Origin of the sequence: Alteribacter lacisalsi, assembly GCF_003226345.1 — a bacterium.
In the GTDB taxonomy this organism is placed as follows: domain Bacteria; phylum Bacillota; class Bacilli; order Bacillales; family Salisediminibacteriaceae; genus Alteribacter; species Alteribacter lacisalsi.
This window is the reverse complement of the sequence record NZ_PDOF01000001.1, coordinates 1,287,942-1,309,393: the sequence shown is the minus strand read 5'-3', so window position 1 is coordinate 1,309,393 and position 21,452 is coordinate 1,287,942. Positions and strand designations below refer to the sequence as shown.

Below are 21,452 nucleotides of genomic sequence, written 5' to 3'. Positions count from 1 at the left end.
TTTAAAAGTATAAAATAGGAGAAAAGCCAAGGGAGAGTGAGTGTGTGAATACAGGTGCATCGCTGTCATCTTTTGAAAAAATCATCGGTGAACCGGGAAAACCAGGATCAATCCTAATCGGTCTTTCTCCAAAGGAAGTAAAAAAGTCAAAACCGGTGATTGTATTTGTTCCCGGTCTTACTAACCTTTCATCCATGTTTTACACAGAGAGTGACTGGTACCGTACTGCCCGTGAAGACGGGTTTCAGACAGCTATTGTGGAGCTTTATGACACAGGAGGACCTGCCAAAAGCTACTGGGATAACGGGGCTGTGCTCGCCTGGCAGCTAAGTCAGGTCAGTGAATATTTAGGGGGAAAAAAGCTTGCGGTCGTGGGGTTCAGCAAAGGTGCACTGGATGCTCAGACTGCGCTTGTGCATTACGGCCGTCATGAGCTTGTGGATGAACTTTACGCCATCGGTTCTCCTCACCACGGCAGTGAACTCGCAGATCTTGCTCACAGCACGAAAGCGTCGTGGCTTGCTAATCTGATCGGGATGAAAAATGAAGGTACAAGAAGTCTTCAGACGGCCTTAATGGCATACTACCGGACGATTACTGACAACCGGCCGGAAAGGGAAAGTACCCGATATTATACCGTCGCAGGTAAACGTTCCGGACCCCTGTTCAGCCGTTATTTTGCAGGCGGGCTGTTTATTCCCGGCGACAGTGACGGGGTTGTATCAGTCAGGAGCGCAACCCTTCCCTACGGCACAATGCTTAAAGTCGGGGAGTGGAATCATCAGGATCTTACTGACAGGAAGAACGTTTATCCGGTCATTTCCGATGTGCTGTTAACGGGAAGAGAAACCTCTGAGGATTATCAAACGGCTGGGGAAAACCTCGGTACGGCCAGTCGTATAGTAAGGGGAGGTCCGTGCAGGAAAACAGGGATTGAATCTTTTGAGGTTGAGGAAGGAGCAGCATCCTTTTCTGCAGACTGGCTGACCCCGGACCATGCAGAAGGCCTTTCTATTATAGATCCTGAGGGGAAAATTTTTAAACCGGAGGTAACAACCTCACCGGATAACGGAATGTTTAATGGGGCCTGGCACCATACCTTCACCATTGATGATCCCATTCCCGGGAGGTGGTCCATCGTTGAAAAACGTACATCGTCAAACCCTTCTGCTTACCTCGTTATCATTAATATCAACTCGCCGATCAGCACTCAGCTGGAGTTTGAGCAAGCCCTGGAAAAAAAGCAGTTCACTGTAAGCGGCAAAGATCAGGCTGTGCCCAGTTCTGCCACAGCCAGCTGCACGTTTACTCCCTGCGAAAAAGGCAAGGCAGATGATACCGATGATCAAGAGCAATCAGCATCAGCTTTCGGCACTACTGTAACCCTGCCAGACTGCGGTGAAGGACTTTATAACACAACAATGGATATTGAAGGCGTAACGAAAGGGGGAAGCCGTTTTGAACGTACAGTAGTCCGGACTGTGTACTGTGATAAAAGCGGGAGGTTTTATACGTAAACTTCAGCTGTACAAGTCACGGCTTGGGGTGAACATTGAAAAATCTAATTATTTTGTAAATATAAGGAGGCTTTTACTATGACTGATTTTTTTGTATCGTCCGAATGGCTGAAAAGTAATCTTCAACGAAACGATATGGTGATCGTGGACTGCCGGTTTGACCTGGCAGATGCTGAACGAGGGAAGATCGAATATTCCAGGAGTCACATCCCAGGGGCGGTATACGCCCATCTTGACAACGATCTTTCCGCCCCCCGGCCCCCTTCAGGCGCTGGAGGAAGACATCCTCTACCGGATCTGAATTGCTTTCAGGAGAAAATGGGGCGGCTTGGAATTGACAACAGCACAATGGTTGTTGCCTATGATGACCAGGGCGGAGCTATGGCGTCACGTCTCTGGTGGCTTCTTACATATACCGGTCATAAAAGAGCCTGCGTTCTGTCCGAACCCTTTTCAAAATGGCTGAAAAAAGAATACCCGGTTGAATCGGGAATAATCGAGCCGCAGCAAACGGCAGTTTACCATGCAGAGCCTGATCCCACCATGACGGCAAGTATGGAGGAAGTGAAACAAAATCTCTACTCGGGTGAAGCCATTCTGATTGATTCCCGTGCTCCCGAGAGGTTTGCCGGGGTTCATGAGCCTATTGATCATACTGCCGGGCATATTCCAACTGCCGTGAACGATAACTGGCAGAACCGCCTTGACGAGTCGGGGAACTGGAAATCAGAAGCTGAGCTGCGAAAAGACCTCAGCCCTTATGAGGGTAAAGAAGCGATTGTTTACTGCGGATCCGGCGTAACGGCGTGCGCCAATGTACTGGCATTCAAAGCAGCGGGTAAAGAAGTGAGGCTTTACCCCGGCAGCTGGAGTGAATGGATTACACGCCCGGACAATCCGGTAAATAAAGGATAGCTTCTATCCTCGCAATTACACGGCGTGTCCTTTAAAATAGGGAATGGAAATCCAAACGTGAGAGAGGGTCTTTATGTCAAACTACATTCCCGCACTGATTGTTGTGGCAGCGGTCTGCGTTTTCGGACTCATTGCTACCATACGGATTGGTTTAAACCCAGAGGATGAAACCTACAATAAACAGGCACGGAAACGCTTTAAGCTGTTGTCTCTTTTATACGTCATTGCCTTTGTCCCGGCATTAATATGGACAGTGGTTTATTATTACTTTTTTTAAACGCTGGGATTGTCCAGCTGGTAAAGGAAATAAAGCTCTGCCTGTCGAAATGAGTATGCACTCTATTTTGAAGGAGGGCTTTTTTTATGCCTAAGTTTTCAAAAGCGCAAATGGACAGTATCCGGAATATAAAAACCCGGCAGACCGAAGCTGATTTTCTGAAAAAGGAAAACGTCGTCGGCGTCGGGATCGGTGAAAAAGTGACAGGCGGTAAGCCTGCAGGAAAAGCAGCTCTCATTACTTACGTAACAAAGAAACAGGACCCATCTGCATTAAAAGAAGAAGACCTGGTTCCTGCTTTTGTAGAGGGAGTGGAAACGGATGTGATCGAGATCGGCCAGCCGTCTGCACAGACTGAAATCAGTCGAGAGATGCGAACACTGCCGGATAACCAGCTCTCTTCAAAAATACGGCCTGTAAAGGGCGGATGGAGTGTCGGGCACCCGGACGTGACAGCCGGTACAGCGGGAGCTGTTGTTTTTGGCAGGGAAGGTGATCGTGCCGGGAAGTATTTTATCCTTTCAAACAACCATGTCATGGCGAACAGTAATGAGGCACAGGAGGGAGATCCGATCCTGCAGCCCGGTTCTGTAGACGGCGGCACCCTCCCGGACGATCAGGTTGCTGTGCTGAGCGCCTTTATCCCGATTGATCTTACGCCTAATGTCCCGCTGGAAGAACATGATAACCTCGTGGATGCTGCCATCGCAGAAGGCTCTCTGCAGGAGCTTGACAGGGAAGTTTACTGGAGCGGTTATATAAAGGGAAGCCTTCAGAAGGATGAAGTGGACACGGGGCTTCGTATAAGGAAAACCGGCCGTACGAGTGGCTATACTTCAGGAGAAGTTACAGGGATTGAAGCAACGATTGATGTGAACTTCGGCGGGAACAGGACCGCCCGCTTCAGAGATCAGATCGTGACCACTCCATTATCTGAGGGAGGAGACAGCGGTTCGGTTGTCACCGATCACGAAAACAGAGCCGTTGGGCTTCTGTTTGCCGGCAGTACCCAGGCAACGATTCTAAATCAGATTGAACATGTCCGGACCCTGTTAAGAATCGAATTTGTTTAAGAAAACCAATATTTTTGACTGGCTGGTATATACCAGCCTTTTTATATAATTGAATTAATACTTTAACGATATAAACCTTTATTAAATTTTCACAGATAATTATTGAAGATTCACGCTCTTACCTGCATTTTTTTAGTATTATAGAAGTAGTTACGCATACGGGGTGATCAACGTGGATATTCAGGAAACGAAAAAAGCTTCTATACTGGACAAACATCTGGACCTTGGAATGATCATCGATTCGCTGCCCATCGGGGTACTGGTCGTAGACGCCGATGGAGATTTTCGTTATATAAATGATTTGATTTATAAAGCCTGGGGAGCGGATCCTTCAACAAACCGTTCCTCTTCTGTTCACGAATCCTATACCGGGTGGTGGAGAGACACTGGCGAGAGAGTAAAGGATGGCGACTGGGCAGCTGTCAGAGCATTGACCCGCGGGGAATCCTCTTACGGTGAAGTGATCGATATCTTACGTTTTGACGGAACAGAAGGGGCTATTCTAAACTCTGCTGTTCCTGTAAGGGATCAAGATGGTGTTGTCATTGGCGCCATAATTACGATTTCAGACATCACACATATGCGCAAGCTTGAAAAAGAACTGGAACTCCATAAGAATTATCTTCACGATCTGGTGGAAATCAAAACAGAAGAACTAACTGAAAAAAACGAGAAACTTCATAGAGAAATCATTCAGAAAGAACATTATCAGAAGAAAGTCCGGCAAATGGATCAACTTCACCTCGTCGGGGAAATGGCAACCGGCTTTGCCCACGAGATTCGTAATCCTCTGACAACTGTTAAAGGATACCTTCAACTGATGTCAGAAAAACATGATCTTGCCGAATACGAGCCGGCAATCAGCCTGATGCTTGATGAGATTGGAAAGGCTGATCAGATTATAACGAGCTTTCTGCAGCTTGCGAAAGATAAAACGAATAACCCCCGGCCGATTGCCCTATCCCGTATCATTGATGATATGATCCCGCAACTTCAAAAACTCGGTGAAAAAAGAAAGCAGACGATAAAAAAAGAAACAGCCGCTGTGCTTCCCCGTATCGTCGCTGACCCTGATGAAATCAGTGAAATGATTTTACAGCTGGCACAGAACGGCTGTGAAGCCATGAAAAAAGACGAAACGCTTACACTCAGAACAAAGCTGAAAAACGGAAAAGTACTGCTGATCGTTCAGGATGAAGGGCGGGGAATCAGTGAGGATATAAAGGATAAAGCCGGCACGCCGTTTTTTACAACCAAAGATCACAATCCCGGTCTCGGCATGCCGATCTGTTACAGCATTGCCAAAAGAAATGGTGCTGATATTAATGTTGAATCCTGCCCGGATGGCACAACAGTAGCAGTCACATTCCACTCTATTGAAAACGCCTGTCCTTGAGTGATTCTCACTCTGGGCAGGCGTTTTATTCCTGCTTAAACTGATCAAGAAACGCTGTAATTTCTGTCCAGTATCCGCTGCCTGTCTGGATATTGTTATGATGTTTCCCTTCAAAAAATACAGCTTCGGAATCACCGTCCCAGGAACGTACCAGTTCCTCCGAATGGGAAGGCGGGATTACTTCATCATTTTCTGCGATCAGAACAAGAGCAGGGGTCTCAATCCTTTCTGCGCGGGTGCTGTTGTCAAAATGATGATTCAGCAGAATGGAAACAGGAACGAGAGGGTAACGATCCCCTGCTACACGGGTAAGGCTGTCGTATGGTGAAACTAGCACTGTTCCAAGAACATCCCGCTGTTCCGAGAGGTAAACCGCAGGGCCGGTACCCATACTCCTGCCCATCACCGCTATGCTTTCAAATCCGAATTCGCTGGTCATCTCATCATAAAGGGTAAGGGCATCAGAAAAGAATTCTGCTTCTCCCGGGGACCCGCCGCTCAGACCGTAGCCTCTGTAATTCATGAGCAGCACGTTCCAGTTTTCCAGCCTCAACGCATCCGGAATCATATACGATACTTCTTCGGCATTTCCCCCAAAATATATTAGCAGAGGGTCGTCCTCCCCAGATTCTATCAGCCATCCGTGAAGGTCCAGCCCGTCCTTATTTTCTGTGAGCACCTCTTTTGCTTCGGGGTACTGCTCATTCACATAATCAATCCTGGATTCATTCAACGGCTGCGGATGAAACAAAAGGCCGTCCTGAGAAAAATAAAACAGGGCAAAGAACCCAGTAATCAGCAGAACGATGCCGGCAGCAGCGAATGAAAGGTATCGAATGGTTTTTGTTAAGAACATAAAATCACCTGTTTATTCGTATAGTATGAATTGTTATGATAAGATCAAAAGCGTACACAGCCACAAGTTTCCAATAGTAAAAATGACAGATCGTGTAAAGGAGAAGGAACCATTGACACTTACACCTGAGGAGCGCATTCAGCTTCATGATTTTAACAATTTGACTAAAAGCATGAGCTTTAACATGTACGATGTATGCTATACCAAAACGAAGGAAGAACGCCAGGCATATATAAAGTATATTGATGATCAGTACAATGCTGAAAGGCTCACTAAAATTCTTACAGATGTAGCCGATATTATAGGAGCCCACGTTCTTAATGTGGCAAAACAGGATTATGAACCGCAGGGAGCAAGCGTTACGCTTCTTGTCGCTGAAGGTCCTGTTGAAGAAGCGCCTTCAACGGCATTTCAGGAATCTCCCGGACCTCTGCCGGAATCAGCTGTATTTCATCTGGATAAAAGTCACATTACGGTTCACACGTATCCTGAGTATCACCCTGACGAAGGAATCTCTACGTTCAGAGCGGATATTGATGTCTCCACATGCGGCGAGATATCACCTCTTAAAGCACTTAACTATATGATTCATTCCTTCGATACTGATATTATGACGATGGATTACCGTGTAAGAGGCTTTACCCGTGATGTGAACGGTCATAAACTGTTTATCGATCATGAAATCAATTCAATTCAAAACTTTATTCCTGATGAATTAAAAATGTATTACGATATGATCGATGTTAATATCTATCAGGAAAATATCTTTCACACAAAATGCAAGCTGAAGAAGTTTGACTTGAACAACTATCTGTTCGGGTATACAAAAGATAAATTATCCAGCGATGAGCAGAAGGAAATTACTGAAAAACTCCAGCTTGAGATGGACGAAATTTATTATGGGAGAAACATAAGCCGGACATAAGTCCTATAAAAGCACCCTGCCAATGGCAGGGTGTATTTTATTGTGAAAAAACAGTTTTTCTTTTCAGTCACGTTTTAGGAATTCTTTCAGGATGCAGTTATAAGTGAATCTAGATCTAAGGTCATGGGCAAATAATATTTTACTATTTGTAAGTTTAATAATTTTCAAAATAATAAATGAATTTTATACCATATTGTCGTATATTATTAATGTACGTTTTTATATTCAATATTTTTTGGGGAGGTAAACAGAGATGAGTGAGAGAGATTTACGACCTGGGGGGCGTGAGCAGTGGGCCTCCAAAATCGGCTTTATGCTTGCTGCTATGGGGTCGGCAGTCGGACTGGGGAATATCTGGCGATTTTCCTATGTAGCCGGTGAAAACGGGGGAGCGGCGTTTTTACTCCTTTACATTGCTATCATTATTCTTATTGGTGTGCCGATCATGCTGGCTGAGTTTTCGATCGGGCGAAAGTCACAGAGCGATGCAGTTGGTTCCTTTCAGAAGCTGGCACCTGGTAAACCGTGGGTAACAGCCGGATTCCTGGGTGTTGCATCAGCGTTTATTATTCTTTCTTTTTACGGTGTTGTAGCTGGGTGGACACTGAAGTATTTTGTGAGTTACCTGACCGGAGGGCTATGGAGTGAACCAGCTGATGGTTATGAGGCCTTCTTCGGCGGCTTTATCGGCAGTTCTGTAGAACCGGTCATCTGGCAGTTCCTCTTCATGGCATTAACTGTTGGGGTTGTCCTGATGGGGATCAAAAAAGGAATCGAGAAAGCAAACGTCATCCTTATGCCGACGCTTGCAATTCTATTAATTATCATGAGTGTGTACAGTCTGACTCTGGGCGGTGCCCAGGAAGGTCTTGCATTCCTGTTTGCTCCTGACTGGAGCGTCCTTGCTGAACCTAGTATCTACCTTGCAGCACTCGGTCAGGCGTTTTTCTCCCTTTCCCTTGGTATGGGTGCCCTGATCACATACGGAAGCTACCTGTCGAGTAAGGAACGGCTTCCTGGTGCTACTGCAGGAATCGCCTCTCTTGATACGGTGTTTGCCATCGTAGCCGGGGTGATGATCTTCCCTGCCGTATTCGCATTCGGTATTGATCCAAGCTCGGGAGCAGGACTTGTATTTATCGTTTTGCCTGGTATTTTTGATCAGATTACTGGAGGTATGCTCGTGGGAATTGCGTTCTTCTTCCTGCTTGCAGCAGCCGGTCTTTCTTCGGCAATCTCCCTGCTTGAGGTGGCAGTTGCCTATTTCATGCGTAAGTTCAGCTGGACACGGAAAAAGACAGCCCTTTTCATTGGCGGTCTGATTTTCCTTCTCGGTATTCCATCTTCACTGAGTATGGGTGTGATGGCCGATGTGACATTCTTTGGATTGGTCTTCATGGACGGTATGGAATATCTTTCAGACCTGTTCCTGCCGCTTGGCGGCCTGATAATTGCCCTGTTTGTAGGGTGGGGCTGGAAGAAAGCTGAATCTCTTGAAGCTTCGGATTTTGGTTCTTCCGGAATCGGAGCGTTCTGGCTGTTCCTGCTGAGGTTTGTTGCTCCTGTTGCGATTTTGCTCGTTTTCCTCGCGCAGATCGGGCTCCTTGACTGGATCCTGAATTTCTTCGGAGTACAATTATAATAAGATGGAATTCACCGTCTGATTATTTCAGACGGTGTTTTTTTTATTTCTGCTCTTCTTGTCAAACACTATTACTTCGCTGTAGAGTAGATATAATTATATGATTAAAGTGGTAAACAGGGGATGACGTTAAATGAATTATTTATATACATACGCTTATACGGAAGAGGAGCATCCGCTCTGCCAACTGGAAATGCGAGCGCTGTTCGGCTGTGATACAGAGGAGCACATCCTGAGCAGCCAAAAGGCCATGGATCCGGGCAGAAGTCCGTTTATAAAAGAAAGGCTGGACGTGTATACGAAAGCAAATTCACTGAGTGACATTGAGAGCTATGCCGCCAGTCTTCCCGAGAGTGGAAAAACCTTTAAAATTGAAGTGCTGGTCAGTCCGGATGAAGAAACTCTGCGGTTCCGGGAAAGAAAAAATATTGAGAGGCAGACTGGCCTGAAGGTGAAAGACCGTGCTGACCTGAAAAACCCCGATATCCATTACGGCCTTACTTTTCATCGCGGCTTGTGGTACTTCGGCCGGCTTCACAGAGGTAAGCCGGTCTGGATCGAGCACCAGAAACGGCCGTTCGGGTATTCGACTGCTCTGAATGCCCGGGTTGCCAGAACAGTTGTCAATATTGCCGTGCAGGATGCCCCTAATGGAGGAACGCTGATCGACCCGTGCTGCGGTATTGGCACAGTCCTTCTTGAGGCTTGCTCCATGGGAGTAGATGTAAGAGGGAGTGACCGCAATCCGAAAGTTATGTACGGTTCAAGAAAAAACCTGGAATATTTTGGATACGAACCACCAATCGAACTCAAGGACATCTGCGATGTAACAGGGAACTATGATGCTGCGATTATTGACATGCCCTATAACCTCTGTTCGGTAATGAGCCTCGAGGATCAGGAACTGATTCTGTCCAGTGCACGGCGATTTGCAAAGAAGGCTGTCATCATCACCATAGATCCTGTTGAAGAGGCGGTCAGGCAGGCAGGGTTCACGATTAGCGACCGCTGCACATTTTTTAAAAACGGGTCTTTCAGCAGAGAAGTGCTCGTCTGTAATTAAACGGAGGTGATTTGTCAGATGCGCATCCTTGTAACAGGAGACACACACATGCCCCGTAAAGGTACACGATTACCGGAAGCTCTTGTCCGTGCTATGAAAACAGCAGATCTGATCATCCATACAGGCGACTGGCAGGAAAAAGAGATATACGAAATGTTTCGTAAATACGGGGATGTAATAGGCGTATTCGGAAATACGGATACCGAGGAAATAAGAGAGCTTCTTCAACGCAGGGAGGAGATTACGGTAAACGGGTTTAAAATCGGGATCGTCCACGGTGACGGAGAGAAGAAAACGACTGAAAAACGGGTACTGGAATCGTTCGACAGTTCCTTTGACTGTATCATTTTTGGTCATTCCCACATCCCTTATCTCAGGTACCACGGTCAATCACTGCTGTTTAATCCCGGCTCTCCTGCAGATAAACGGAAGCTGCCGTACTTCTCCTTCGGAATTATCACTGTTGAAGAGGAACTAAAGGCTGAGCATTTATTTTTTCTGAATTAGTGCAGATGTATTTTGTTTAAGCAGCCATGAAAATGACTGAACAGAAGCTTCACTGCACGCCGTCCGTTCGTCTGATATAGAGTAATAAGATCATCCGGAGGGTGGTCTTTTTTTATTTGGGAGTAGAGGTCCGGCTGTGACGAATGAGGATCCGCAGGAATTCCGGATAATCAGTGATCACGAGCTGGTCAAAATACAAAACAGGGTCTTTATGAGCGAAGGATATAAGGGCGGATGCTGCCTTTTTGCTGTCCTCAGGGAAAAACTGAAGCAGATCAGGGAGAAGAAGACCGGTCATGATGGCGTTCGTTTCTGGAGGGGTGAAAATCTTACTGTAGACAGCAACCGTTTTGAGGTGTCCATCAAGGATGTCATCAACTTGAAACACTCTTTCTGCTGCACCAAGCTGTATGGAAGGATAGAAGAAGCCTGGAAATGTGTACTGCCATTCGTTTAGCATAAAAACTGTAAAAGGGCTGAGACGGAGGTTCATTTTTGGAAGGTGTTTATCCAGAAAGTGCTGGTACATCGTTTTTCCTCCGCGTCCGATCCGGGCACAGTGCCGGAGCCAGATAAAGATCTGAGGCAATACCAATGTGTCCGTTGATTCGAACTCGGGATACTTGCTGGAGAGCCGCTCACGCATCTTGATAAAAACGGCCTCATAGTGTGTACTCGCGTAGTCATTAAATACTTCCAGGACGTAAAGCAGCTCTTCCTTTTTATCTGAGAGAAAAGCTCCTTGTCCGGCATACGGGTTCAACTGATCGATCTGCATGAGGATTCCTCACTTTCGGGGGGATGGGTTAGAGGCAGGGGCGTATAAAACCCGCGGGAGGGGAACTAACGTTCTTATTGTAGCATAATGCAGACATCAGGTGTTAAGTATTAATTTTGCAAATTAATCTCGTTTTCAAAAATCACATCCTTCCTTAACATCACCTTAATGATGGTTCGCTAAGATCAGACTGTAAGCGAAATCAGGGAGGGAAGCACATTGAAAACCAAGGCTGTATTTATTGATATGGACGGGACACTTCTGACGAAAACAAACCGGATCACCAAACGAACCTTTGAGGCGCTGGAAAAACTTGAAAATGAGGGTACCAGTGTCTTTCTTGCTACAGGAAGGCAAAAAGAAATCACTGCCCCTTATCACAGGGACCTTGGATTAAAGACGCCGATGATCTGCCTGAACGGGGCAGGCATCTATACAGCTTCTTCCCGGGAACCGCTGTATACGAAGCCGGTCAAAATCAATGAAGAGCTGTTTTACAGCATCACTGAAAATGAACTGTGCAATGTGATGGTTCACACAGAAAGCGGACTGTGGTGCAGGCATATGGATGAGACTGTGAAAACGTGGATAGCTGAAGGGCAGGCAAAGCCGGTTTATGTAGGAAACCTGGCTTCGCGACGCCCCGAAGAAGACGTTTTAAAGTACAGTGTCCGTACAGGCAGACGTGGAGCCGGTTTTGCGGGACTGTTCGACACTGTGGAGAGTGACACTGTGATCTGGGAAGATGGATTTGAAATTATGAGCAAGGGGACATCAAAATGGCGTGCAATCGAGCACCTGATGGAAACCTATGGCTTTGGTCCATGGGAATGTGCCGCGTTTGGAGACGGCCCGAATGATCTTGAAATGATTAAAGGAGCAGGAACAGGTGTAGCGATGGGGAATGCGATTCCCGAATTAAAAAAGGCAGCTGATTTTATCACCCTTGATCACGAGGAAGAAGGCCTGGCCTTGTTTATTGAAAGGAATCTGCTTCAGACGTTCCCGGCGTAGGGAACGTTTTTAATGTTACCTGTGTAAAAGCCTTGCATGCTTAAACAATCATTGTCATAAAATCCTTTGCAATCACTGTATATGCAAATACAGAAACAGCCTCTTTAAGAAGCGGTTCCGGGTTTGTGTACCGCGGGCTGATGTGTGTCAGTATCAGCTTTTTTGCACGTGCATCTCTTGCTGTTTGTGCTGCATGGATGGTTGTGGAATGATAAAAATCATATGCCCGTTTCTCTTCTTCGCCCGAGAACGTGGCTTCGTGAACCACTACATCCGCCTCTCTTGAAAGGACTTCTGCTGCCTTACACTTCCTTGTATCCCCCAGAATAACCGCCGTTTTTCCTTTGATTGGACTGCCAATATAATCATGACCGCATACCTTCCGCCCGTCCGGCAGAGTAACTCTTTTTCCCTGTTTAAGCTCACCGAGCCAGGGGCCCGGCTCAATTCCTTCAGCCTGAACCCGTTCCTTTAATAGCGGTCCAGGTTTTGACGGAGCTTCAATACGGTAACCGAATGAAGGAATTCCGTGATCGAGTTGATCAGTAACGACAGTATAGCCGTCAGATTCAAACAAGCGGCCACTTTTTCTGATCTCTTCGAAGCGGCAGTCATACAGAAGATGTGTGCCGCTTATCTCAAGGGAGGTCCTGACATACGCTTCTATACCTGCAGGCCCGTATATCGTAAGCGGTCTTTCAGCCCCCTGAAAAGAACGGCTCGCAAGAAAACCGGGAAGACCGTACAGATGGTCTCCGTGCAGGTGCGTAATAAAGATTCTATCTACTTTTCCGGCTTTAGGCGAGCTGTTAAGAAACTGCTGCTGGGTTCCTTCCCCGCAGTCAAAAAGCCATAAACTGTTCTGCCGATTCTCTGTATGCAGAACAAGAGAAGAGACATTCCTCTCCTTGGAGGGGACTCCTGCTCCTGTCCCAAGAAAGGTCATTTTCATAGTTGTTATCACCTCTTTTTTCCAATCGTAACCTTAAAATCAGGTCCATGCAATCCGGATGGAAGCCTCCGGAACCGCGCCGTTCCATGATATACTGGGGCCATATGGTTTTTGCCGGAGGGGAAACAAATGACACGTGATGACAGACAGCAGCCCAGTAACGAAAATAAACCGAACGAGGAAAAAGAACCTGAACGTCCGTTTTTTGATGGGGAGCGTTATTATACCCGGGAGGAATTTTTCAATCCGGATGATGAGGAAGAAGAGCCGGAACTGCAGAAAAAGAAAAAAGGAATGAAAATGACGATTGCCGTCATTCTTACTTTTGCTCTTCTCGGTAACGTACTCGCTTTTTTACCAAGGCTTGTAAATATTCCGGCTGTGGAATTTCTTACAATATCCAGGGAACTTTCGCAAAACGAAGATGTACAGGCTTATAAGGAATCGATCGTAGTCGTGAGGGGTTCCGACAATAAAGGTACAGGATTTCTCTACTCTGAAGACGGCTATATCATAACCAACGATCATGTAATAGAAGGCGAGCCATTTGTGACCGTCTCATTTGAAGACGGTGACCGCTATCAGGCTGAAATCGTGGATACTCATGATGTCCTCGATCTCGCCATTCTGCAGATTCCATCGGATCACGGCCAGCCGGCTCTTACATTGAGAGAAGGCTGGCACCCGGAACAGGCGGTATATGTCATAGGAAACCCTCTGTTTTTTAATTTTATTGCGAATCAGGGGGATATTCTCGGTGAGCGGAGTGACGGCGCTGTCCTTCTTGATGCCCCTGTATACAGAGGGAACAGCGGGAGTCCGGTGATCGGCGAGGATGGTTCTGTTCTTGGTGTCGTTTACGCTACCACAAGGACCGAATATCAAGGAGAAACGACCAGAGCAGGTTTGTTTATCCCATACGAAGCATTTACCGATTTTCTCAGATAGAAAAACCTGAATGTCTAACGGAAGACATTCAGGTTTTTGTTTTTCTGGGCGTCGAAGCCCCTTGTTTTCCTGCGATGCAGGACAGCATTTAATTCGCCGCCTACCACAAGGATCATACCTGTCAGGAAAAACCACAGCATCATAACAATGACCCCGCCCAGACCACCATAAGTGTCGGCGTAATTCCCGAAGTTGCTTACATAAAAGGAAAATCCGAATGAAACAACCTGCCAGGCAAGCGTTGCAAACAGGGCACCGGGCAGCACATGTAAAAACGGCTTTCTTTTATTTGGAGCATAGTAATAAAGTGCGGTCAGAATCAGTGTGATAACAACAATACTTACCACGTAACGGAGAATCCGGATCAGCTGCTCCGTTTCCGGGGGCAGGGCAACAGCCGTACTGATAAAGGATATCAGTACGTCACCGAACACCGGGAGAAGGAGAACAACGATGAGGGCAATAATGATGCAGATCGTAAGCCCGATCGACAAAAGCCTCGCCTTAATGAAAGACCGTGTTTCCTCCACATTATAAGCACTGTTCTGCGCCTGTATAAAGGCGTTCATCGCAAGGGATGCTGTCCAGATTGTCCCGAGGATCCCGAAGGTAAGCAGACCTCCTCTTTCTGTAGATACCATATCCACGACCGTTTCCTCAAATACCGAAGCAGTCTCGTCCGGCATGACGCTTTTCAGAGCGGATACAGCAGCCTCAGGTTCGATGTTCAGGTACGGAAGAACAGAGAGAAGCAGAATCATGAGCGGCACTGCAGACAGGAGGTAGTAATAAGCCTGGGCTGCCGCCAGGAGCGGTACATCGTCTTTTTGAAATTCTTTAATAACATCTCTTATGAATGCGATCACTGTATGAACCTCCCCAATATGCAGCACTATTCTACTCTATCCCCTTAATTCCTTTCTACCTAACATGAAACGTTGACATTTTAACGGTCAGGACCTATAATTGTATATTTGTAAGTAACTGAACCAATGATGATAAGATAAACGACTTGATTTACGAATACTATGATTGAAATGAGGGTTTACCATGACTAAACCATCCATTTACGGATTAACATTTGACCAGCTGACAGACTGGCTTGTGGAACACGGTGAAAAGAAATTCCGTGCCCAGCAGGTATGGGACTGGCTTTATAAAAAACGAATCAAAGACTTCTCCGAGATGCGTAACGTAAATAAAGACTGCCGGGCGCTTCTTGATAACCATTTTGACATACAGACACTCGAAGTGCACTCGAAACAGGAGTCACGCGACGGCACCATGAAATTTCTTTTTCGTTTAAAAGACGGCAACTTGATTGAAACCGTGCTTATGAAATTCAGTTACGGTCTTTCTGTCTGTGTAACAACCCAGGTAGGCTGTAACATCGGCTGCAGTTTCTGCGCCAGCGGACTTCTCAAGAAAAGCCGGGATCTGACTAGCGGGGAAATTGTAGAGCAGATTATGAATGTGCAGCACGCCCTTGATGAGCGTGAAAACGAAGAGCGGGTGAGCCACATCGTGGTAATGGGGATTGGGGAACCGTTCGATAACTTTGGCAACCTTATGGATTTCCTTCACGTAGTGAACAATGACAAAGGTCTTGCGATCGGTGCCCGTCATATAACAGTATCCACAAGCGGGATCATTAATAAGATCTATGAGTTTGCGGACCAGGATCTACAAGTTAATCTCGCCCTGTCCCTTCATGCACCTAATAATGAACTTCGGACGAAGATCATGAAGATCAATAAAGGCCAGCCGATTGAGCCTCTAATGAAAGCCGTTGATTACTACCTTGAAAAAACAAACCGGCGGATTACGTTTGAGTACATTATGCTCAAAGGTATTAATGACAGTCGGGAGACAGCACAGCAACTGGCAGATCTTATTAAGGATAAGAAACGTCTTTCCTATGTAAATCTGATTCCTTACAATCCGGTCGACGAGCATATCCAGTACGAGCAGAGTGAAAAGAACAGTATTCTTGCATTTTACGATACGCTTAAAAAGAACGGCATTCAGTGCGGTATCCGCCACGAACAAGGGTCCGATATTGATGCGGCATGCGGACAGCTTCGCAGTAAGCAGATTAAAAAAGACAAGGAAAAAGCAAAAGTATAAAAAACGGACACGAAAGGAATTTCCTTTCGTGTCTTTTTTGTGTCCGCACAGTCTGACTCATGGCTTCATGTAATCACGCTGTACTATTCTCCTGCGGAGTTTCGGCCGGCGGCAGTCTGATCCTGCCGGTTTATTTTTTGCGCTTCAGGTGTCTGAGGCATTGCCTGTTTGTTTTTGTCTCTTGCTTTTTGCTTTCTGGCTCGTCCCAAAATGATCACTCCAATCACTTTTTGTTTTTATTTGATATTGCTTTTTTTGCTGGAAGACTGCGGCTGTAATCACGCTGTCCCTGAGACCTGTTGTTACGTTCGGTTTTTTCTTTTCTGCGGTTGAAATCTTCCACAAATGCTCCGGTATCGTCCATTTTTAAGCCTCCTTGCCAGCAGAATACGTTTATTTTCCCACCGGGAGCAAGTTATCACACATGTAAAAGCCGTTAAAAGAGGCTGTCGTTTCCTGATGGATTCTATTGAAGGTTCGTCAAAACCAGTCATTGAAATCAGAAAATCCACATGGGAAACTTTAAGTAAACAGAATATTTCGTTATTTTAACGAGGATCTCTTAACAAACAGATAAAAAGGGAGGAATCCACTGTATTTACAGAGGATAAGGAGGGAGAGTTATGCTTCCATTTGAGGTGGCAGAATATCAGGAACGCCTTGAACGTGTAAGAAAAAATATGGAGAAACAAGGGGTGGAGGTTTTACTGATTACCGATCCTGCCAACATGAACTATCTGAGCGGGTATGATGCCTGGTCATTTTATGTTCATCAGATGCTCGTAGTAGATCTTTCCAGCGAGCAGCCTATATGGATCGGGAGGTTTATGGATTCAGGTGCGGCAAGAGTGACGACATGGATGCACGATGATTATATCATCGGCTATCCGGATACCTACGTCCATTCTGATGTCCTTCATCCTATGATGTATGCAGCAGATATTCTGAAACTTAAAGGACTTGGAAACAAACGGATTGGTGTGGAAATGGATCACTATTATTTTACAGCGAAAGCTTATTTTCACCTGCAAAAAGAGCTGCCGGATGCCGATTTAACAGATGCTGACCTGCTCGTCAACAACGTCCGGCTTATTAAGTCGGATCAGGAAATCGAGTACATGAAAAAAGCAGCCAGACTTGCCGAAACGGCGATGACAAACGGTGTGAATTCGATCCGTGCAGGTAAACGGGAATGCGACGCTGCCGCAATGATCTATTACCACATGATTGCGGGAACCAAGGACATCAGTGGTGATTATCCTGCCATTGTTCCACTTCTTCCGACAGGAAAAAATACATCCAACCCTCACCTGACCTGGACCGACCGGACTTTTCAGGAAGGGGAAACCGTGATTGTGGAGCTTGCCGGATGCTGTAAACGTTATCATGTGCCGCTGGCAAGAACCGTTACCATTGGCGCGCCTTCAAAGCTAATGGCCGGTCTGGCATCCGTTGCTGTTGAGGGTCTCAACAAGGTTCTTGACGGCATTAAACCGGGAATGACGTGCGGCGAAGCAGAGGCGCTCTGGCGAAAGGCACTTAAAAAACATGGCATTGTAAAAGAATCCCGGCTCGGTTATTCAGTGGGGCTGAACTATCCTCCAGACTGGGGAGAGCATACTGCAAGTATCAGAAACGGTGACCGGACCGTTCTTAAGCCGAACATGACGTTTCATCTGATTCCCGGCCTATGGTTTGACGATTACGGAATGGAAATCAGTGAAACGATCCGGATTACCGAAAACGGATGTGAAACATTCACCAGCTTCCCAAGGGAGTTGCTGATTAATATGCCATCCGCATTTGAAGAACATGGAGAAATCAGTTAGGACGAGGAGGGGGCAGTAAGATGAAAAAGAGAAGAACAGGTTTATCAACAAGGTCTCTCTGGGCAGGAGAGCGGGAATATTTGGCATTCGGTGCCACTCAGGTACCGGTCGTCCACAGCGTTTCCTTTGGTTATAACGATATGGATGAATGGTATGATGTGGCAACAGGAAAAAAGGAAGGTCATATTTACGGACGAAACACAAATCCGACAGTAAGAGCCTTTGAAGAGAAGATACGAATTCTGGAGGACGCCGAAGCGTCGACCAGTTTCTCAACGGGAATGGCTGCAATCAGCAATACGCTGGCCACCTTTCTCCGTCCGGGAAGCCGGGTGGTCTCCATAAAAGACACTTACGGGGGCACAAATAAAATTTTCACCTCTTTTCTGCCCGATCAGGATGTAGAGGTGACCCTATGTGACACTGGAGACCACGAACAGATGATTCGTGAGATCAAGAAAGGGTGCGACCTTGTCTACATGGAAACACCGACCAATCCTACCGTGAAAATCACAAATGTCCGCAGAATTGCCACGGAAGCGAAGAAAGCAGGGGTCAGAACTGTCGTTGATAACACGTTTGCTACACCGATTAATCAGAACCCTCTCTCGCTTGGGGCTGATCTTGTGATACACAGCGCTACGAAATACCTTGGCGGTCATGCGGATGCCCTTGGTGGAGCGGTCTGCGGCAGCCGTGAAGATGTAGAAAAGATTTATCATTACCGTGAAATTAACGGGGCCACGATGGATCCGATGGCTGCATATCTTCTTTTAAGAGGCATGAAAACACTGAAGCTCAGGATCGACCGGCAGAATGACAATGCTCAGGCTGTGGCAGAATATTTAAAAACGGTTCCTGAGGTTGAGGCTGTTTTTTACCCAGGTCTGACGGAGCATGAAGGCCACCAGACGGCAAGAGAGCAGATGAGAGGTTTTGGCGGCATGCTCAGCTTTTCCGTAACAGGCGGGGTCCCGGCAGTACAAAAACTTCTGCCGAATCTGGAGTTTGCGAACAGAGCGGCAAATCTCGGCGCTGTTGAAACAGTGGTTGGTCCAACCCGGACAACAAGCCACGTGGAATGCACACCGGAAGAGCGTGCAGCAATGGGTATTCCTGAGAGCCTGATCCGCTACTCGGCCGGGATAGAAGACGCTGAAGATCTGATTGAGGATTTAAAACAGGCATTTGCCGCGATGAAGCAGTAATTGCAACAGCACCGCCTTTTTGGTATAATGTTCGAGGCTAAAAATACGTACATTATGCACGAAACAAGAGGTGGTTTAACCATGAGCAATAACTATCGCATACTTCTTTATTATAAATATGTGGACATCGAAAACCCCGAAGAATTTGCACAGGAGCATCTGGTTTTCTGTAAGGAACTCGGCCTTAAAGGACGGATCCTTATTGCGTCCGAAGGGATTAACGGCACCTGCTCCGGAACAACAGAACAGACTGACGCGTATATGGAGAAAATGAAAGCTGATCCCCGCTTTGCGGATATGGTATATAAAATCGATGAGGCACACGATCATGCATTTAAGAAATTGCATGTCCGCTACCGTCCGGAACTCGTGACGCTCCGCCTCGAAGATGACATCGACCCGCGTGAGAAGACCGGTAATTATCTGAGCCCGAAAGAGTTTTATGAACAGATGCAGAAGGAAGATACGCTCATCATTGATGCCAGAAATGACTACGAATACGACCTGGGCCATTTTGAAGGAGCTATTAAGCCGGACATCCGTTCATTCCGTGAGCTTCCAGACTGGATTAATGAAAACCGCGAGATGATAAAGGATAAAAAGATTCTCACCTACTGTACTGGCGGCGTGAGATGCGAGAAGTTTTCAGGCTGGCTGAAAGAAGAAGGCTTTGAGGACGTTAACCAGCTTCACGGCGGCATCGTTACCTACGGAAAGGATCCGGAAGTCCGTGGACGCCGCTGGAATGGGCAGTGCTATGTTTTCGATGAGCGGATCAGCGTCCCTGTCAATCAGGAAGAGCACATCATCGTCGGAAAAGATTATTTTACCGGTGAGCCGTGTGAGCGCTACGTGAACTGTGCCAATCCCGAATGTAATGAACAGGTGCTCATGTCAGAAGAAACCGAACACGCGTATTTACGTGCCTGCTCGGATGCCTGCCGCGTTCACCCGAGAAACCGTTACATTAAGGAGCACGATCTAAGTGAAGCGGAAGTCCATGAACGTTTAAAGAAAATTGAAGAACTGCGTGCAGAAGTTTAACCTGGCAGCCATGGTCCTTTAAGGACTGTGGCTGTTTCTGTGCTTACTCGTCCTTGAACAATCTGTCAATTAAAAGGATAATAGAGTAAATGTGTGAGGAAGGGGCGGAAAAATGAGATTTACTTTTTTACATGCAGCTGATCTGCACCTCGACAGCCCGTTAAAAGGACTTGAGAAGTACGAAGGTGCGCCGGCAGAAAGTCTGCGCAACGCTACAAGGGATGCGTTTGAGAATCTCGTCACCCTTGCCATTGAAGAAAACGTTGCTTTTGTGCTTCTTTCCGGCGACATTTACGATGGGGACTGGAAGGACTACAATACCGGGCTCTTTTTTTCAGCCCAGATGAACCGCCTTAACCGGGAGGACATCCCGGTTTACATGATCAGAGGCAATCACGATGCAGCGAGCCTGATTACAAAGGAACTGACCCTGCCAAAAAATGTCCATGAGTTTCCTGTGGACTGGCCCGGTACGATCCTGATTGAATCTTTGAAAACAGCGATTCACGGGCGCGGCTTTGAAACGAGAGCTGTAACAGAAAACCTGGCCGGCAGCTATCCGAAGGCTGTGGAAGGGTTTTTGAATATCGGTCTGCTTCATACCAGCATGACTGGACGCGAAGGTCATGAAAACTATGCGCCGTGTCATGTGGAAGACCTTCTGGCTAAAGGCTATGATTACTGGGCCCTCGGTCATATTCATATGAGGGAGATGCTCCGGAAATCAGATCCTGTCATACTCTTTCCCGGGAATATCCAGGGCAGGCACATTAGGGAAACAGGAAAAAAAGGATGTTCACTTGTTCATTCCGAGGATGGGGAGATTACACATGTTGAACATCGGACCGTCGATGTGATCCGCTGGTGTGATTGTCAGATCGACTTGACTGATGTGTCTTCTCCCGATGAAATGCTGCATTTGTTCGGGGAAAAAACGGAAGAGCTTTACAGGGAAAACGGCGGGCGGTTTTTGGCCGTCCGGGTTCACTTGACGGGAAAAAGCCCCCTTCATGAACAGCTTGCGCTGAACACGGATCATTTTGTGAATAATATCCGAGCAAAAGCTCTTGAAGCAGGCGGAGAGATCTGGGTCGAAAAAGTAAAAATTCATACCACTCCGGAAGCAGACAGAGATGCACTTGCATCATCCAACCCTGCACTGGCGTTTATTCTGGATTATCTGTACGCCATTGAAGAGGATGAGGAGGAACTTCACAGCATTCTGGAGGAAGTCAGTGATCTGAACCACGCCCTGCCTCCATCACTGAAAGAAACGGGGAGCGATCAGGGATTTTACGGCTCTGATGCAGTGAAAAGCCGCCGGGAGCGTATTGAAGATCTGCTCGTTCACAAACTTGCTGGAAAAGGGGAGGTGTAGCCG

The 21,452-nt window shown here is 46.7% G+C and carries 22 protein-coding genes; 16 read left to right on the top strand and 6 right to left on the bottom strand.

What is annotated here, in order from left to right:
• Window positions 1-44: 44 nt before the first annotated feature.
• The 5 genes from CR205_RS06465 to CR205_RS06445 all read left to right on the top strand — a co-directional run bounded on the left by CR205_RS06465 (window position 45) and on the right by CR205_RS06445 (window position 5,178).
• Window positions 45-1,517 carry an esterase/lipase family protein gene (locus CR205_RS06465; RefSeq protein WP_110518101.1) on the top strand — a complete coding sequence of 491 codons (1,473 nt, stop codon included), beginning with the start codon at window positions 45-47 and terminating at the stop codon, window positions 1,515-1,517.
• Between the two features lie 78 nt (window positions 1,518-1,595).
• Window positions 1,596-2,432 (top strand): sulfurtransferase, encoded by an 837-nt coding sequence (locus tag CR205_RS06460; protein ID WP_110518099.1) that lies wholly within the window; start codon window positions 1,596-1,598, stop codon window positions 2,430-2,432.
• A gap of 73 nt (window positions 2,433-2,505) precedes the next feature.
• Entirely contained in the window at window positions 2,506-2,709 is a 204-nt protein-coding gene (locus CR205_RS06455; RefSeq protein ID WP_110518097.1) for a hypothetical protein, read from the top strand.
• An 86-nt stretch (window positions 2,710-2,795) separates the two neighbouring features.
• Window positions 2,796-3,782: a chymotrypsin family serine protease gene (locus CR205_RS06450; protein ID WP_110518095.1), complete on the top strand. Its 987-nt coding sequence runs from the start codon at window positions 2,796-2,798 to the stop codon at window positions 3,780-3,782.
• 172 nt (window positions 3,783-3,954) lie between these two features.
• The gene (locus CR205_RS06445) at window positions 3,955-5,178 is read left to right on the top strand and encodes a two-component system sensor histidine kinase NtrB (protein WP_110518093.1); all 1,224 of its coding nucleotides are present in this window, start codon (window positions 3,955-3,957) and stop codon (window positions 5,176-5,178) included.
• A 25-nt stretch (window positions 5,179-5,203) separates the two neighbouring features.
• On the opposite strand, the gene CR205_RS06440 is transcribed toward CR205_RS06445, so the two are convergent.
• A complete protein-coding gene (locus CR205_RS06440; protein ID WP_110518091.1) occupies window positions 5,204-6,034 on the bottom strand; it encodes an alpha/beta hydrolase in 831 nt (276 codons plus the stop codon).
• A 112-nt stretch (window positions 6,035-6,146) separates the two neighbouring features.
• Here CR205_RS06440 and speD point away from each other — a divergent pair, with 112 nt between their 5' ends.
• The 4 genes from speD (at window position 6,147) to CR205_RS06420 (ending at window position 10,171) form a co-directional block, all read left to right on the top strand.
• Window positions 6,147-6,959, top strand: a complete 813-nt coding sequence (gene speD / locus CR205_RS06435) for an adenosylmethionine decarboxylase (RefSeq protein WP_201745349.1) — start codon at window positions 6,147-6,149, stop codon at window positions 6,957-6,959.
• Between the two features lie 253 nt (window positions 6,960-7,212).
• Entirely contained in the window at window positions 7,213-8,601 is a 1,389-nt protein-coding gene (locus CR205_RS06430; protein WP_110518087.1) for a sodium-dependent transporter, read from the top strand.
• Window positions 8,602-8,734: 133 nt separating this feature from the next.
• On the top strand, window positions 8,735-9,664 hold the full coding sequence (locus tag CR205_RS06425) for a TRM11 family SAM-dependent methyltransferase (RefSeq protein WP_110518085.1): 930 nt from the start codon (window positions 8,735-8,737) through the stop codon (window positions 9,662-9,664).
• A gap of 18 nt (window positions 9,665-9,682) precedes the next feature.
• On the top strand, window positions 9,683-10,171 hold the full coding sequence (locus CR205_RS06420; RefSeq protein WP_110518083.1) for a metallophosphoesterase family protein: 489 nt from the start codon (window positions 9,683-9,685) through the stop codon (window positions 10,169-10,171).
• Window positions 10,172-10,283: 112 nt separating this feature from the next.
• Here the strand turns inward: CR205_RS06420 and CR205_RS06415 are convergent, their stop codons facing one another.
• Window positions 10,284-10,949: a hypothetical protein gene (locus CR205_RS06415; protein ID WP_110518081.1), complete on the bottom strand. Its 666-nt coding sequence runs from the start codon at window positions 10,947-10,949 to the stop codon at window positions 10,284-10,286.
• A gap of 219 nt (window positions 10,950-11,168) precedes the next feature.
• On the opposite strand from CR205_RS06415, the gene CR205_RS06410 reads away from it, so the two are divergent.
• Window positions 11,169-11,963 (top strand): HAD family hydrolase, encoded by a 795-nt coding sequence (locus CR205_RS06410; protein WP_110518079.1) that lies wholly within the window; start codon window positions 11,169-11,171, stop codon window positions 11,961-11,963.
• A gap of 40 nt (window positions 11,964-12,003) precedes the next feature.
• Here CR205_RS06410 and rnz read toward each other — a convergent pair whose 3' ends face one another.
• Entirely contained in the window at window positions 12,004-12,915 is a 912-nt protein-coding gene (gene rnz / locus CR205_RS06405; RefSeq protein WP_110518077.1) for a ribonuclease Z, read from the bottom strand.
• 129 nt (window positions 12,916-13,044) lie between these two features.
• Here rnz and CR205_RS06400 point away from each other — a divergent pair, with 129 nt between their 5' ends.
• Window positions 13,045-13,863 carry a S1C family serine protease gene (locus CR205_RS06400; protein WP_110518076.1) on the top strand — a complete coding sequence of 273 codons (819 nt, stop codon included), beginning with the start codon at window positions 13,045-13,047 and terminating at the stop codon, window positions 13,861-13,863.
• 14 nt (window positions 13,864-13,877) lie between these two features.
• Here the strand turns inward: CR205_RS06400 and CR205_RS06395 are convergent, their stop codons facing one another.
• Complete coding sequence (locus tag CR205_RS06395) at window positions 13,878-14,729, bottom strand: YihY/virulence factor BrkB family protein (protein ID WP_110518074.1); 852 nt, start codon at window positions 14,727-14,729, stop codon at window positions 13,878-13,880.
• Between the two features lie 184 nt (window positions 14,730-14,913).
• On the opposite strand from CR205_RS06395, the gene rlmN reads away from it, so the two are divergent.
• Entirely contained in the window at window positions 14,914-15,990 is a 1,077-nt protein-coding gene (gene rlmN / locus CR205_RS06390; RefSeq protein WP_110518072.1) for a 23S rRNA (adenine(2503)-C(2))-methyltransferase RlmN, read from the top strand.
• A gap of 83 nt (window positions 15,991-16,073) precedes the next feature.
• Here the strand turns inward: rlmN and CR205_RS20790 are convergent, their stop codons facing one another.
• Window positions 16,074-16,208, bottom strand: coding sequence for a YfhD family protein (locus tag CR205_RS20790; protein WP_328587715.1), 135 nt, complete (start codon window positions 16,206-16,208; stop codon window positions 16,074-16,076).
• A gap of 5 nt (window positions 16,209-16,213) precedes the next feature.
• Window positions 16,214-16,354 (bottom strand): hypothetical protein, encoded by a 141-nt coding sequence (locus tag CR205_RS20225; protein WP_161524690.1) that lies wholly within the window; start codon window positions 16,352-16,354, stop codon window positions 16,214-16,216.
• A 259-nt stretch (window positions 16,355-16,613) separates the two neighbouring features.
• Here CR205_RS20225 and CR205_RS06385 point away from each other — a divergent pair, with 259 nt between their 5' ends.
• The 4 genes from CR205_RS06385 to CR205_RS06370 all read left to right on the top strand — a co-directional run bounded on the left by CR205_RS06385 (window position 16,614) and on the right by CR205_RS06370 (window position 21,449).
• Entirely contained in the window at window positions 16,614-17,819 is a 1,206-nt protein-coding gene (locus CR205_RS06385; protein ID WP_110518070.1) for a M24 family metallopeptidase, read from the top strand.
• Window positions 17,820-17,839: 20 nt separating this feature from the next.
• Window positions 17,840-19,027, top strand: coding sequence for a cystathionine gamma-synthase family protein (locus CR205_RS06380; protein ID WP_110518068.1), 1,188 nt, complete (start codon window positions 17,840-17,842; stop codon window positions 19,025-19,027).
• An 81-nt stretch (window positions 19,028-19,108) separates the two neighbouring features.
• Window positions 19,109-20,071 (top strand): oxygen-dependent tRNA uridine(34) hydroxylase TrhO, encoded by a 963-nt coding sequence (gene trhO / locus CR205_RS06375; protein WP_110518066.1) that lies wholly within the window; start codon window positions 19,109-19,111, stop codon window positions 20,069-20,071.
• A gap of 112 nt (window positions 20,072-20,183) precedes the next feature.
• A complete protein-coding gene (locus tag CR205_RS06370) occupies window positions 20,184-21,449 on the top strand; it encodes a metallophosphoesterase family protein (protein ID WP_110518064.1) in 1,266 nt (421 codons plus the stop codon).
• The last annotated feature ends 3 nt before the right edge of the window (window positions 21,450-21,452 follow it).